Origin of the sequence: Oleiphilus messinensis, assembly GCF_002162375.1 — a bacterium.
Lineage (GTDB): Bacteria > Pseudomonadota > Gammaproteobacteria > Pseudomonadales > Oleiphilaceae > Oleiphilus > Oleiphilus messinensis.
On the sequence record NZ_CP021425.1, the window covers coordinates 2,008,391 to 2,022,952 of the forward strand.

A 14,562-nucleotide genomic window follows, 5' to 3' on the forward strand; every position below is an offset into this window, starting at 1 on the left:
AGAACTGGAAAGGGAAATCATGCAGCATATAAAACAACTAAAGCTCATTAACTTTAAAAAATTCAAAGATTTTGAAGTCGATTTTGATTCGAAGATTAATACTATCATTGGAGATAATGAGGCGGGCAAAAGCTCGATATTACAAGCAATCGAACTGCTTTCCAGTGGGAGCAGGCATAAAGTTGAGACTACAGGTATTGAGTCCATTCTTAATAAGGGATCGATAGCTGAATTTTTAGCGGGTGAGAAGACGTTTGAGAACTTACCTGAAGTTCATGTCGAAGTTTATTTGAGTGATGAAACAAACCCCGATCTTGTAGGAAAGCATAATTCGAAAAATATCAATGCTAGTGGATTGCATATGATTTGTCTTCCCAATGAAGAATTAATCAATGAAATCAATCAGGTTTTAGCATTGGATAACGGAAATTTTCCATTTGAATTTTATATTGTTAAATTCATTACTTTTAATGGCGAAGCATATTCCGGTTATCGCCGATTTCTTAAGTGCTTAACAATAGATAGCTCAAAAATTAATAGCGAGCATGCAAACAATGAATACATAAGAACAGTCTATGATTCCACTGTAGAGCATGCAAATAGAGTAAGCCTTAGCAACGAATATCGGTTACAAAAAATACAATTCAAAGAGAATAAACTCAAAGATATCAATGCTGGATTAGGCAGTTACGAGCTGGCCATACGCTCAGGGTCAAAATACAATCTGGAAGCTGACATCACTCTGACTCAAGGAGATATTCCCATAGATGCCAGAGGGCAAGGGCAGCAGTGCTTCATTAAAACTGAATTCGCTCTTAACCGTAACGCTGAGAATAATACGTTAGATACCCTCCTTTTAGAAGAGCCTGAAAATCATCTTAGCCACAGCAATATGAAAAGGCTTATTTCAAAAATATCAGAGTCTCATCAAAATCAGATAATTATCGCAACTCACAGTAGTTTAATAAGTACTCGATTAGATTTGAGAAAATCTATACTTCTAAATAGCAGCAGTGATAAGCCGCTTAAGCTCAATGATCTATCGCTATCAACTTCAAAATTTTTCATGAAAGCTCCAGACAATAATATTCTGGAATTCGTGCTATCAAGAAAAGTTATTCTTGTTGAAGGGGATGCAGAGTACATGTTGATTGACTCACTATACAAAAGGTCAACCGGAAGGACTCTAGAAGAAGATGAAGTGCATGTTATTTCAGTCGGTGGAACCAGCTTTAAACGCTACATGGAGCTAGCAAAAACTCTGAATATTAGAGCAGCTATTATTCGCGATAATGACGGAAATTACCAAGAAACGTGTGTAGACAACTATGCTGATTATACGGCAGAAAATATTAAAGTCTTCTCTGATACTGATGATGATAATTATACCTTTGAGGTCTGTCTATATCGTAAGAATAAAGCAATATGTGACGCATTATTTTCCGGAGGAAATATACAAAAAGAGCCTCTCGCTTTCATGCTGAGTAATAAGGCAGAGAGTTCACTCAGACTTGTCGAAAATCATTCAGAGGACTTGGACTCTCCGGAATATATTCAGCAGGCGATACAATGGATAAACGAGTAGTATTTGCTGTTGCAGGATCAGGGAAAACATCGAGTATCCTTGATTCACTTAATGCGGATAGCCGGTGTTTAATTGTTACATATACAGAAAACAATACCCGACACCTAAAAAATAGAGTAATTGATAAGTTTGGAGAGATCCCCGTCGGGATTCGGATATATAGCTATTTTACATTTTTATATTCATTTTGTTTTAGACCCCTATGCGGATATGAGCTGAAAACCAAGGGGGTTAACTTCAATTTTCCCTTACCTCAGTACGCACAACGTTCTAGAAAGGATACGAGAGAGCATTATATTGATAAGAGTGGACGGCTTTACGCAAACCGTATAGCTAAACTACTAATTGAGTTTGATGTTGTTCCTGATTTAATACAACGAATTGAAAAGTTCTATGACTTGGTGTTTATTGACGAATTTCAAGATTTCGCTGCAAACGATTTCAACCTAATTTGCGCCTTGGCAATGGCAAATGTAGAAATGCGATTGGTGGGAGATTTTTTTCAGCATACTTTCGACACAAGTCGTGATGGAAACACTCAAAAATCATTGCATGAATGTTTTGATAAATACTGTGATAAACTAAAAAAATCAGGCTTTGAGGTAGATTTAGCATCGCTATCAAACAGTTATCGCTGCAGCCCTAGTGTTTGTGCCTTTGTATCTGAAAATATAGGAATCAAAATTTTGTCTCATCGAGAAGATGAGGTCGTGGTAGGGTATGTTGACAATGTTGATGAGGTTGATTCAATTTTCAATAATGACTCCATTGTTAAACTTTTTTATCAAAAAAGTGATAGTTATGCAGGGAACACTGCTAACTGGGGAAATACAAAAGGATTAGATCACTTCCAAGATGTATGTGTCGTGCTAAACCCAACAACCCTAAAGGCTTTTGATAATACTAATCTAGATCAGCTTAATCCAACCACAAAGAACAAGCTATATGTAGCTTGCACCAGGGCAAAAGGAAATTTGTATTTTGTTTCTGAAAAATCACTAAAGAAGTATCAGGTGTCGTGATTGAGTTATGCTTACGAAAGCGTATTACAAGTGGCTGCTACGGATTGGTTACAGTTGGCACCTTTTCGGTGACGTGGTCAAGCAAAATTGACCAACCCAGTTAAGCTGACGTGGTTTAATTGAATTGACCAGACCAGTTAAGGATATAATTGTCCTAACTGGAGAAAATGAAAAGTGACGAAAAGAAAGAAATACTCGAAAGAATTTAAACTGGATGCAATCAGCTTGGTTGTTGACCAGGGTTATACAAAGGCTGAAGCGGCCAGAAGTATGGATATCAATGCCAATATGCTGGGTCGTTGGATCAAAGAAGAAGAGCAAGACAATGATCAGGCTTTTCGCGGCAATGGCAAAATGACGCCAGAACAAGAAGAGATCAGGAAGCTCAAGGCACAGATTAAACAGCTCGAAATGGAAAAGAAAATTTTAAAGGAGGCCACAGTCTTTTTCGCGAAGGAAACGAAGTGAAATACTCGTTCATTGCCCAAAAGAAAAAGACTTATCCTGTCGACCTCCTGTGTCGCACCTTGGGTGTTAAGCGAAACGGTTTTTACCGTTATTTGCATCAGTCAGTCAATGATTCTGGTGATCCAAATCTCACAGAAATGCTCGACTGTATAAGAGAAATATCAGACGCTTCGGATTCTACTTACGGTACTCGCCGCATGAGGAAAGCGTTAAATGCATTAGGATTTCCGTAAGCGCCAATAAAACCGCCTACTACCCCTAACCATACTGAGGCACATTTTTTAAAAAAGGCTCCAGGCTCACATTCCAAGGCAGTAGCGCTTCTAGTTTCTCTACCGAATCTGCATCGGCAATATTCAATAAGATGTGTCGAATATATGTAAACGGCTCTAGTCCGTTCGCTTTTGCTGTTTCTACCAGACTGTAACAGGTTGCACTTGCGCAAGCACCTTTAGGCGTATCAGCGAAAAGCCACGCTCGCCTTCCTACGGCAAAAGGTCTGATGGCATTTTCTGCCAATGCATTGCTGATATTAAGACGACCATCTTCACAATAAGCGGTTAGATAATCCCATTGATTTAAGCAGTAATTGATGGCGGTGTATGTCTGGCTATCTTTTAGCACTTTACCTTTGTTCTGCTCCAGCCACTGCTTGAACTCTTGAAGCAAAGGTAAACTCTTTTCCTGCCGGATACGCTTTTTCTCTGATACATCCAACTCTTTTATGGACTTCTCAACGGCATAAAGCTTTCGTATTTGCGACACGGCTTGTTCTGCCTTGCTTCGTTTAGCGCCTTTCTTTTTTGTGGGCGCTGCACGAACCGCTTCAACAAATTTTCTCCGGCAATGGTCCCAGCAACCAATGCGGATAACGTCATTTGCTTCGCACACTTTGTTGTAGCCTGCATAACCATCTGTCTGCAGAACACCACAAAATCCTTCCAGCAGACGAACGGGCACGTCACCGGAACGCGATGCATCATATTCAAATAACACTACCGGGGTATCGGGTGGTCCACCTCTGACCACCCACATCCACTTGTCGGAGGTGGCGGGTTTTCCGCTTTCTTTCAGTACTTGAATTCGGCTTTCATCTGCTTGCAGGTAATCACTTTCAAGCTGCACCTCCCGCATCAAGTTGATCAGCGGTTTGAACACATTTTCTAAACGTATCACCCAGTTAGCCATATTGGTACGACTAACATCGGCGCCATACCGCTTTAAAATGTTTTCAGTGCGATACAGCGGTAAGCCATCGGCATACTTGGCTGTTACAATGTGAGCTAGTAAAGAAGGGGTCGCAAAACACTTGCCCAATGGGTGAGTTGGTCGTTGTGCTGCAACGATGGATTCCTCATCATCATTCACGAAGACGGCTTTCTCCTGCCAGAACTCGAGCACCTTCAACTGAGCAGGAATAAACTCCAGCTCTTCTTTCACTTTAGTGAAAAAGGTTTTGACTGCATCCGCTTTGTCTTCATCGGACAGATGCAGAAAGATCTGCTCGCGGGGGAGTTTGTCGGAAAAGCCACGGTTTCGCTTTTTCTTACGTGGAATCACCCGGTCTTCTTCGGGGACATCTTCTTCCAAATCCACCAATGCCTGCTCTAACTCCACCTCATCAAAGAAGTCCCCTTGCCAGGGCATCTTTTCACTACTGGCAGCAAACTTTCTCAAGGTGGCCAAGCGCAATTGTTCTTCCATTAGCTGGATAGTCTTTTGCTGCTTGTTGATGAGTTTTTCTTTGTCGCTAAGATGTTTTTGGTGGGCGTTGAGGAGGGTGTCTTTTTCTTCGAGTTGGCGATCTTGCTCCTCAATTTTTTGATTCTTTTCGGCTAACAACGCAAGCAGCTCCTGAACAGTCGGAGCCGCGTCATTGCTTTGATTTTGCTGAGTTTTTATCGCCTTTTTCATAGCGCGAATTATACCATAGTAGCGGTAAAATGACGCTAATATACTGATTCATAATGCAGTTTTTTATGCCCTTTCATCAGGCTAATGTCATAACCATCAAGCAGCCAGTTAATCTGTTGACCGGAAAGAGAAATGACATCTTCACCATGGCGAGGCCAACGAAACTTTTCTTCAGCAAGGGATTTGTAATAGAGCACAAAACCATTATTCTCCCAGAAAAGGCATTTGATTTTATTGCGCTGCCGGTTGGTAAATGCATAAAGCGCACCGTCAAATGGATTATGCGCTAACTCCTGCTCAACGAGTGCTGAAAGCCCTCGTATGCTTTTCCGGAAATCAACGGGATCGCGATACAGAAAAATGGCAGGCATATCGTAACTGGGGCGAAAGTAATTTGTCATGATAACCGCTTGATGAGCTGGCAGGCCAAATCAAGATTAGTGTCCGAAAGGCCGTCAAGCGTCATCCCATTTGGGAAATTAATTGTTAGACCTGACGCTTGCTGAAAACCAAAGGGTCTGGAGAGTACTTTAACGAATTCGCTACCTTGGGTGGCGGACGGAGATGGTTGAGAGGTTCCTTCGAACTTCAGTTTCCAATAGATGAAGCGGTGGTAGATGAGGTCATGTTTTTTACAAAAAGTGGTCTGAGGTAGCCCGGATGCTTTCCAGGCGGTAACCTGTTGCATCCAGTAGGTGCTTAGTTCATCAAGTTGGCTGGAATCCATGTTTTTTCTCCTGCGTGTGTGGTTAGGAGAAATTTTCAGGTAGCCGCTAGGGGATTAAAAGATGCAGATTTATTGGCGCTTACGGATTTCCAGTTGGTAGGAATAAAACACGTTCACTGATGAAAAAAGCAGGAATATCAGCAAGGTATAGGAAAAAGTATAAGGTAACAACGAACAGTAACCACAAGAAACCCGTTTTTGGAAATGTATTGGATAGACAGTTTTCTGTTGATGAACCCAACCAGGCGTTTGTACAGGATATTACCTACATCTGGACTCAGGAAGGTTGGTTGTACCTGGCTGTAGTCATTGATTTGTACTCACGAAAAGTGGTGGGCTGGAGCATGAGTTCCAGGATGAAGGCTTCATTAGTCTGTGATGCTTTGAAAATGGCGGTATGGCAACGGCAACCAAAGCGAGGACTGATCGTTCATTCGGATCGAGGAAGTCAGTATGCAAGCTATCAATATCGCGATTTGCTGGAAAAACATGGTTTTGTGGGCAGTATGAGTCGGAAGGGAGAGTGCCTCGACAATGCGGTGGCTGAAAGCTTTTTCGGTAGCCTGAAACAGGAAAGAGTGCACTGGCGCAGTTACCAAACCAGGTATGAAGCTCAGCAGGATATTCTGCAATACATTGCGATGTTTTATAACCGGAACAGGCTGCATTCATACCTGAACTATCAGAGTCCGAATCAGTTTGAGGAAAGTTCGAAGAAACTGCTAAAAGTTGCTTAACTGGTCTGGTCGATTTTGCTTGACCACATCAAGCTGCTTTTGAAATCTTTTTCATATTCGACTCAAATTGATTTGGGCTTTGATAATCCAAATACGAATGCAGCCGGCTGCTGTTGTAAAACATGGTGATGTAATTCAATACGTCCTGCTGCGCTTCATACCTTGTTTGATAACTTCGCCAGTGGACTCGTTCCTGCTTTAAACTACCGAAAAAGCTTTCGGCTACGGCGTTGTCCAAACACTCTCCTGTCCTGCTCATGCTTCCAACAAAGTTGTGTGTTTGTAGAAGCTTGCGGTACTCTCTGCTGGCATACTGACTACCCCTATCAGAGTGAACTACCAGACCAACTTCAGGTTTTCTCTGCCATATGGCCATTTGTAGAGCATCACAGACGAGCTTTGCTTTCATTCTGGAGCTCATGCTCCATCCCACCACTTTGCGGGAGTACAGATCAATCACGATAGCCAAATACAGCCAACCTTCTTGGGTCCAGATGTAAGTAATATCCTGTACATAGGCCTGATCTGGTTGATTACTAACAAACTGTCGATCCAGTACGTTTTCAAAAACAGGTTGATTGTGATTGCTGTTGGTCGTGACCTTGTATTTTTTTCTATACCTCGCCTACATTATTATTACAAAGACAGCCATCCGTAATTTCCAAACGGCGGATTAGGCGACGCAGTGCTTCGGGAAGTGCAGGTCAGACGCAATTTGCGGATTAAAAAGAAAATTTGGTCGTGAGACGCCAGGGATTAGACTAGAAGAGTCGTAAATAGCAAACTACGAGCGCAAAATGCCCCCGAGTTCGCTCGGTAGTGTTTTAGGATGATGGTTTATACAAGGTGTTTATGTCGAAAACAAACTTCGACACTGGGCTAATCCAGATACCCGCTGGTGGCCGAGGGCCTTACTGGCAATTTCCACCTGTTCAGCTCCGCCAACGAAGGTCGGGAATAAGGACTCCATTTTTCCAGAGAGTTGAGTCCACTGCCTTTCGTTGATGTTCAAACGTTGCAATATTGGCGGTAGAGCGGTTGAGATCGATCCGCGCTTATCGTCCCGTTGAATTCGTCCAGTCCAATCTACCAGCTCAAGGTAATCCCGCAAGTTAAACTGAAGGCCGTCCGGTTGGTCTTTTCTGGGGTTTCCGACGAAGGGTAATAGATAATCCGGTTGATGAGGTGCGCCAGCCTTTGCCGCTCTAATCCGTTTTTGAATCGATGTGTGATCAGATGATTCCGGCGAATCGGCAATACCTGCGCGGATTGGGTTAAGGTCGACATAGGCGAGACAAGCAGCTAGGGCTTGTTCATCCAACAACGCCTGACATTTAAACCGGCCCTCCCAGAATCGTCCAGTGCATTGATCTTCCTGGTTTAAAATAACAAAGACAGCCATCCGTAATTTCCAAACGGCGGAATAGGCGACGCAGTGCTTCAGGAAGCGCAGGTCAGGCGCAATTTGCGGGTTAAAAAGAAAATTTGGTCGTGAGATGAGAAGGATTAGACTAGAAGGGGCATAAATAGTAAATTCCGAGCGCAATATGCCCCGAGTCCGCTCGATAGTGTTTTAGGATGATGGGTTATACAAAGGTGCTTATGTCGGAAACAAACTTCGACACTGGGCTAATCCAGAAACCAGCCGGTGGCGTAGGGTCTGCTGGTGACTTTTACTCATTCAGCTTTGCCAACAAAGGTCGTTCAAGTGGTTGCCCTTTCGAACTTTTGTATAGCGGGCCTGATCTGTCATAAAGCCATTGATCGGACGAATTTTAAATAGCGAGATAAATAAATTGCAAACTGGTCAGTCATGGCCAATGGTTGGCGGATTGAAATCAAATTTGAGGTTAGTGGGTATCGGGCCATGATGGGTATTATCTACAGTCTCGTTAGCTGGTAAGAGATGAAAGAACAGCAACAAAGACAGCCATCCGTAATTTCCAAACGGCGGATTAGGCGACGCAGTGCTTCGGGAAGTGCAGGTCAGACGCAATTTGCGGATTAAAAAGAAAATTTGGTCGTGAGACGCCAGGGATTAGACTAGAAGGGGCATAAATAGCAAACTACGAGCGCAAAATGCCCCCGAGTTCGCTCGATAGTGTTTTAGGATGATGGGTTATACAAAGGTGCTTATGTCGGAAACAAACCTCGACACTGCGCCAATCCAGAGACCCGTCGGTGTCCAAGGATCTTACTGGCGATCTTTACTCGTTCTGCTTTGCCAACGAAGGTCGGGAATAAGGATTCCATTTTTTCGGTGAGTTGAGTCCACTGTTTTTCGTTGATGTTCAAACGTTGCAATATCGGCGGTAGAGTGGTTGAGATCGATCCGCGCTTATCGTCCCGTTGAATTCGCCCGGTCCAATCTACAAGCTCAAGATAATCCTGCAGGTTAAACTGAAGGCCGTCCGGTTGGTCTTTTCTGGGATTTCCGACGAAGGGTAATAGATAACCCGGTTGATGAGGTATGTCAGCCTTTGCCGCTCTAATCCGCTTTTGAACCGAGGTGTGATCCGATGATTCCGGTGAATCGGCAATACCGGCGCGGATTGGGTTGAGGTCGACATAGGCGAGACAAGCAGCTAGGAGTCTGTCGGATTATTCACATCAAATCGGTTAATATAGAAGATCCCAAAAACACAAATAAGACGAACAAATATGGCTGTTCAGTTTAAACAATTAGACAGAAAAACTCCTTATTTACTACCCCCAAGCGTACAAGACTATTTGCCCGAAGATCACTTGGCCTGTTTTGTCGTTGAAATTGTCGAACAACTGGATTTAAGCGCATTCACTGATGTTTATTCTGGCAGAGGAAAAAAGCCTTATCATCCAGCCATGCTGGTCGCACTATTATTCTATGGCTATGCCACCGGCGTTTTCTCAAGCCGGAAGTTGGAGAAAGCAGCATACGATTCCATTGCTGTGCGCTACATCTGCGCAAATTCTTATCCCGATCACGACACGATTGCCACCTTTCGCAAGCGGTTTCTAAAAGAAATCGAGGGATTGTTTGTCGATATTCTACTAATCGCTGAAACGATGGGGTTACTGAAGCTGGGCACTGTAAGCCTTGACGGTACTAAAATCAAAGCCAACGCCAGCAAGCACAAGGCACTGAGCTGGGAATATGCCAACAAGCTGGAAGAGCAGCTTAAGGCGGAAGTTGTAGAACTGATGCAAAAGGCTGAAGAGGCCGACAACGCTACGCTACCTGAAGAGATGAACGTGCCTGAAGAGTTGGCGCGCCGCGAGCAGCGATTGAACACCATTGCGCAAGCCAAGAAGAAAATTCAGGCCCGCGCCAAAGAGCGCTTTGAACGTGAACAAGCCGCATATGAAGAAAAGGTGGAACGGCGCAAATGCTATGAGGAAGAGACGGGAAAAAAGCCTAGAGGGCGTCAACCTGTCGCCCCTTCTGAAGGGCCGCTGCCCAAGGATCAAGTTAATCTAACAGATGAAGAGTCGCGCATTATGCCGACACAGGGCGGCTTTGAGCAGGCTTACAACGCTCAGGCAGGTGTTGATATTGAAACGTATCTCATTGTGGAGCAGCATCTGAGTCAGTCCCCAAATGACAAACTGGAAGTCTCTTCCACGCTGGAGAATCTTGATCAGTTACCGGAGAGCCTGGGGGCGGTTCGTCAACTGCTTGCCGATACGGGTTACTTTAGCGAAGCCAATACCGAGAAATGTGAATCGGCAGGTGTTGAGCCCTTAATACCCGAAAAACGCCATCACCACAATTTGCCGCTTAAGGAACGCTTAGCCGAAGATCAGGAAGCGCCAGAGAATCCGACAGCAGTTGCGGCGATGAAACACCGCTTGCAAACCAAGGCAGGTCGAGAGGCATACGGCCAAAGGAAGTCCACCGTAGAAACGGTCTTTGGAATAATTAAGCATGTTCTTGGTTTTCGTCAATTTTTACTGAGGGGTTTTGATTCAGTGCAGAGTGAATGGAGTTTAGTGTGTCTCGCTTGGAATCTGAAGCGAATTCATGCGTTAAAGGTGGCTTAAGGTCGTAAACAAAAGCTTTGTAGGAAGCATTTTTCGTTTCCAAAGCTATCGAAAAGCCCCGGACTTAGATATATGCTCGATCAACTAAAATTCAACCGGCTATGTGACTGAGGATGGTTTGAGTTTTGCCAATCCGACAGACTCCTAGGGCTTGTTCATCCAACAACGCCTGACATTTAAACCGGCCCTCCCAGAATCGTCCAGTGCATTGATCTTCCTGGTTGGCTGAACGGGCAATGGGCTCATTCAATGATCGCATGAACCAGCTGATATCTTGCAGCCGCGCTCGCCATAGTTTTGCTAAGCTGTTTAAATGGTGCTGCTCAAATTCGAGTAATGTATCGCCAGATAAATACCGCTTGGAGAGTGCATTCCCGGCATAAATACCATGCCAACGTTCAATGACTTCTCTTGTGCTCCAGCTTTCGGCTTTCGTTTGATTGATCCGAAGCACGGTATGGGTGTGGTTTGACATGACGGCAAAAGCGCAGACATCAATGGCAAAGGTTCGTGCCAGCAGGATTAATCGGTCCTCGACCCATTGTCTACGATGTTCATAGCTTTTACCGGTGTAATGATCGACACCACAGAGGAAACTGCGGCGCACGCAGCGAGATATACAGTGGTAGTAGGGCGTTGCGTCGAGTGAAATCTGGGCTTTCCTTGGTTTGGGCATGTCTTCAGGTCCGTTGAAGAGTTTTTGGTCTGGTTGAATATACAGTAATTTGGCTGTGGGTCAATGTTTTGAGTGGGTGTCTTGTTAAGCACCCGTATAGATGATGCACGAAATATGGCCAAGCTAATGCCTTTTATTCTTGGGCGAAAAAATGTGCCAAAGAAAAATTTTAAATAACAAAGACAGCCATCAGTAATTTCCAAACGGCGCAATAGGCGCCTCAGTGCTTCAGGAAGCGCAGGTCAGGCGAAATTTGCGGATTAAAAAGAAAATTTGGTCGTGAGACGAGAAGGATTAGACTAGTAGGGGCATAAATAGCAAATTCCGAGCGCAAAATGCCCCCGAGTCCGCTCGGTAGTGTTTTAGGATGATGGGTTATACAAAGGTGCTTATGTCGGAAACAAACTTCGACACTGGGCTAATCCAGAAACCAGCCGGTGGCGTAGGGTCTGCTGGTGACTTTTACTCATTCAGCTTTGCCAACAAAGGTCGTTCAAGTGGTTGCCCTTTCGAACTTTTGTATAGCGGGCGTGATCTGTCATAAAGCCATTGATCGGACGAATTTTAAATAGCGAAATAAATAACTTGCAAACTGTTAAGTCATGGCCAATGGTTGGCGGATTGAAATCAAATTTGAGGTTAGTGGGTATCGGGCCATGATGGGGATTATCTACAGTCTCGTTAGCTGGTAAGAGATGAAAGAGTATATTTATGTAGGCTCAAACGAGCTTCTTGATTTGGTAAAAAAAATACCAAAGGGACAAGTTGTTTTTGATGGTGCCAGCGTGGCTAAATGGATTAATGAAACTGATCAAGAACTTAATGCTGATGATGAAATAATTGCTACTTTTGTTGTTAACACTTTTGGTCAACTTGTGATTGCAGATAGGCAATCTGAGCATGTTGTTTGTGCTGGTGGTGAAAATGTACTTTCAGCAGGTGAAATAACATTTCATGTTGGTAAAAACAGCGTTGTCGTTACTGAAATTACAAATCAGTCCACAGGATACTGCCCAGATATTGTATCCTGGGATGCAGCTGAGGCGGCATTAAATCTTGCTGGATTAAAGCACCCGGAAGGTTTCACAAGAAAGTTCGTATTCAGAAAATGTGAAAAATGTGGTGAACTCAATATTGTTAAGGAAGCTTGGTATGTTTGTGTATTTTGCGATACGGATTTACCCGGTGAGTGGAATATCAGCTAACCGTCACCCCTAACTCCTTATTGGTAGACATAAATATGGGGTCAGCAGCACCATCAAAATCGACCATGGTAATCGGATTTCTAATGTTCGCTGGTCTAGCGATGGTATCAGTATTTTTCCTGGTCTCAGAATTCAATTTGCTAATAACAAGCCTTAATGAGCAAGTAAGCCATCTTGTTTTTGAGAAGTTTGTTCTCGTCGGCTTTGGTGGTTTTATAGCAATGAGTGCATTTGCCGTAGCAACAGGTGCTCATGTACTGGGATCGCCATTGCAGGATTATGGGCAAGCTATTGCATTAAAAGTAGCTTTCGCAGGGCTACTGCTCATGATTGTTGGACGAATTGTCGGTGGCTACGTGATTGACGGAGTATTGATATCAAATGGTTACCTAGAATGCCAGGAACTTCTCGATGTGGGGCCTCGTCATCGACGTGAAACATGGGCTCTTACAGAAGAAGTTTGTGAGCAAATCAAATTGGAAGACTCGTAGGGCCTGAACTGGAGCAAATAGCAATTAACAGAGTCAGCCATTCGTAAGTTCAAAATAAATTTTTATTTGTACGAAAATTGGCGTACTATTTTGGGGTGAAAAGGAAAGCAATGCCCAAATTCAACGAAGTCAAAAAACAAGTTCTCGAGTGTTTGCATGAAGGTTGTGTCTTACATGAGTCGAGAAGTGATATTGATATTAAGAATTTGTTGGAAGTGGGTGTTATTTCTGTGGAGGAAGTCGCTGAAATTATTAGGCGTTCCCGTGGAAACGAATATGAATCCAGTCCTCACCATATGGATAACAACATAGATGTGCATGTGATCAAAACTCGTTACCAAAGCGCGCAATGGTATATCAAGTGGTATTTTATTGAACCTGATGCGGTATTTATCAGTGTTCATAAATGAGGTGCATTGTGAAGATCTTAAAAGAAGGTGATACCAAAAAGGTAGCGTGTGAGCGTTGTGGCTGTTTCCAGAATGCTACATTCAAGCTCAGAGATGTCCCCGTTAGTGATGGTAGTGGCCTGGTTAAGAATATCTTGGTTGGTGTTTGCGATGCTTGTGATACGGTTGCGGTTATTCCTCATCAGTCTACACCGGCGATTAAAACGCAACTGGATAAGCAACGCAAGGCTGTAGAAGGCCGTGTACCTTCGCATCTTATTGATATTTTAAATCTGGCGAGTGATAAATTAGGGGCTCAAACTGATTTTGTTCCCAGTCTGATTAAGTATTACATTCACGCATTGTCAAAGAATGTTATTGCTCCCACTGAATTGCCAGTATTGCTTGAAAGTGAACTGGCAAAAGGCAGGGCGAACAAGCGAATCTCCCTTAAAGGCCGCTATATCGCTGAAGAAGTGGAGCGGGTTAAGGCTTCTGCACATATTGGATCTACAACAGAGCTGTTAAAGGGTGTGGTTTTGAAAATTAATGATGAGATTCTTGTTCATCAAAAGCAGGACAGAATCAAAGAGCTAGAGAATTTGGTCGCTGCTACCGCATAGTTTGGTTATGCTTGATTCGATTAACCACCGCCAGCCAATTTAACTTTCATACCCCGCTTTTCCAGGTCGGCTTTAATGATTGTATGTTTGTCACCCTGAATTTCGATAATATGGTCTTTTAGTAGTTCAGGGACATCCATTCGTAATTTGTGCTGGGTGTCCTGTTTATCGTTGTTTAACAAGTCAAAGGAAGGCTGATGTCCAAGAAAATACTAAAGTGGTTTGGGGTAATCCTGTTGGGAATAATCCTACTGCTCATTCTGGTAGCTGCATACACCGGATACAAACAATCTGAATATAAAGAAACTGCGGTTCCTTACATTAAAGAGGTCATACCGGCTATTTCGGAGTGGGATACCGAGAAGGCAAAGCCATTCTTTGTACCTTCCGCGTTCGATAATGTCTCACAAGATGATTTCGAAAAACTATTTCGGTGATTTTCAAAACTGGGTAGTTTCCAATCAATGGAAGAGCCTGAATTCAATCAAGTGCGCTCAGGAGCAATTGTTCGAGAAGGCGCAAATACTATAGTCACATACAACACAGTATTAGCACACTATGAAAATGGTGATGCTCAAATCACTATTCGACTGCTAGATTTGGGTGGCTCATTCGAGGTTTACCATTTTCATGTCAATTCAGCAGCACTCATCGAGTAGCAATTGAACGCCATCCATAAGTTCCAATCCGCGGGATTGGGCGACG

At 43.5% G+C, this 14,562-nt stretch carries 12 protein-coding genes and 5 pseudogenes; 11 read left to right on the plus strand and 6 right to left on the minus strand.

Annotation, left to right across the window (positions count from 1 at the left end; translation table 11 throughout):
• Nucleotides 1-19 precede the first annotated feature (19 nt).
• From OLMES_RS08765 to OLMES_RS28545, 3 genes and pseudogenes are all read left to right on the plus strand, one after another.
• Nucleotides 20-1,585, plus strand: coding sequence for an ATP-dependent nuclease (locus tag OLMES_RS08765; RefSeq protein WP_087460916.1), 1,566 nt, complete (start codon nt 20-22; stop codon nt 1,583-1,585).
• Nucleotides 1,570-2,607: a UvrD-helicase domain-containing protein gene (locus OLMES_RS08770; protein WP_087460917.1), complete on the plus strand. Its 1,038-nt coding sequence runs from the start codon at nt 1,570-1,572 to the stop codon at nt 2,605-2,607. Before OLMES_RS08765 ends, OLMES_RS08770 begins: the two co-directional genes overlap by 16 nt.
• 174 nt (nt 2,608-2,781) lie before the next feature.
• Nucleotides 2,782-3,167 (plus strand): annotated as a pseudogene (locus OLMES_RS28545) (transposase); the annotation flags it as partial.
• Between the two features lie 166 nt (nt 3,168-3,333).
• Here OLMES_RS28545 and tnpC read toward each other — a convergent pair.
• The 3 genes and pseudogenes from tnpC to tnpA form a co-directional block, all read right to left on the minus strand.
• Nucleotides 3,334-4,839 (minus strand): annotated as a pseudogene (tnpC, locus tag OLMES_RS08780) (IS66 family transposase); the annotation flags it as partial.
• 185 nt (nt 4,840-5,024) lie between these two features.
• Nucleotides 5,025-5,390, minus strand: coding sequence for an IS66 family insertion sequence element accessory protein TnpB (gene tnpB / locus OLMES_RS08785; protein ID WP_087460920.1), 366 nt, complete (start codon nt 5,388-5,390; stop codon nt 5,025-5,027).
• The gene (tnpA, locus tag OLMES_RS08790) at nt 5,387-5,716 is read right to left on the minus strand and encodes an IS66 family insertion sequence element accessory protein TnpA (protein ID WP_087460921.1); all 330 of its coding nucleotides are present in this window, start codon (nt 5,714-5,716) and stop codon (nt 5,387-5,389) included. The genes tnpB and tnpA overlap by 4 nt, the downstream gene beginning before the upstream one ends.
• 71 nt (nt 5,717-5,787) lie before the next feature.
• Here tnpA and OLMES_RS08795 point away from each other — a divergent pair.
• A pseudogene (locus OLMES_RS08795) lies at nt 5,788-6,453 on the plus strand (IS3 family transposase); the annotation flags it as partial.
• Nucleotides 6,454-6,481: 28 nt separating this feature from the next.
• Here OLMES_RS08795 and OLMES_RS08800 read toward each other — a convergent pair.
• Nucleotides 6,482-7,075: pseudogene (locus OLMES_RS08800) on the minus strand (IS3 family transposase); the annotation flags it as partial.
• Between the two features lie 228 nt (nt 7,076-7,303).
• Nucleotides 7,304-7,855: a hypothetical protein gene (locus tag OLMES_RS08805; protein ID WP_087460922.1), complete on the minus strand. Its 552-nt coding sequence runs from the start codon at nt 7,853-7,855 to the stop codon at nt 7,304-7,306.
• A gap of 1,259 nt (nt 7,856-9,114) precedes the next feature.
• Between OLMES_RS08805 and OLMES_RS08810 the strand changes: the two genes are divergently transcribed.
• Nucleotides 9,115-10,473 (plus strand): IS1182 family transposase, encoded by a 1,359-nt coding sequence (locus OLMES_RS08810; protein WP_087459508.1) that lies wholly within the window; start codon nt 9,115-9,117, stop codon nt 10,471-10,473.
• A 136-nt stretch (nt 10,474-10,609) separates the two neighbouring features.
• Here OLMES_RS08810 and OLMES_RS08815 read toward each other — a convergent pair.
• Nucleotides 10,610-11,149, minus strand: a pseudogene (locus OLMES_RS08815) (transposase); the annotation flags it as partial.
• 695 nt (nt 11,150-11,844) lie between these two features.
• Between OLMES_RS08815 and OLMES_RS08820 the strand changes: the two are divergent.
• The 6 genes from OLMES_RS08820 to OLMES_RS08845 all read left to right on the plus strand — a co-directional run bounded on the left by OLMES_RS08820 (nt 11,845) and on the right by OLMES_RS08845 (nt 14,516).
• Nucleotides 11,845-12,354: a hypothetical protein gene (locus tag OLMES_RS08820; protein ID WP_087460924.1), complete on the plus strand. Its 510-nt coding sequence runs from the start codon at nt 11,845-11,847 to the stop codon at nt 12,352-12,354.
• Nucleotides 12,339-12,845 carry a hypothetical protein gene (locus tag OLMES_RS08825; RefSeq protein WP_157678227.1) on the plus strand — a complete coding sequence of 169 codons (507 nt, stop codon included), beginning with the start codon at nt 12,339-12,341 and terminating at the stop codon, nt 12,843-12,845. The genes OLMES_RS08820 and OLMES_RS08825 overlap by 16 nt, the downstream gene beginning before the upstream one ends.
• Before the next feature lie 110 nt (nt 12,846-12,955).
• Entirely contained in the window at nt 12,956-13,255 is a 300-nt protein-coding gene (locus OLMES_RS08830; RefSeq protein WP_087460926.1) for a hypothetical protein, read from the plus strand.
• An 8-nt stretch (nt 13,256-13,263) separates the two neighbouring features.
• Nucleotides 13,264-13,857, plus strand: a complete 594-nt coding sequence (locus OLMES_RS08835; protein ID WP_087460927.1) for a hypothetical protein — start codon at nt 13,264-13,266, stop codon at nt 13,855-13,857.
• A gap of 197 nt (nt 13,858-14,054) precedes the next feature.
• The gene (locus OLMES_RS08840; RefSeq protein ID WP_087460928.1) at nt 14,055-14,294 is read left to right on the plus strand and encodes a hypothetical protein; all 240 of its coding nucleotides are present in this window, start codon (nt 14,055-14,057) and stop codon (nt 14,292-14,294) included.
• Nucleotides 14,295-14,321: 27 nt separating this feature from the next.
• Entirely contained in the window at nt 14,322-14,516 is a 195-nt protein-coding gene (locus tag OLMES_RS08845) for a hypothetical protein (protein ID WP_087460929.1), read from the plus strand.
• The last annotated feature ends 46 nt before the right edge of the window (nt 14,517-14,562 follow it).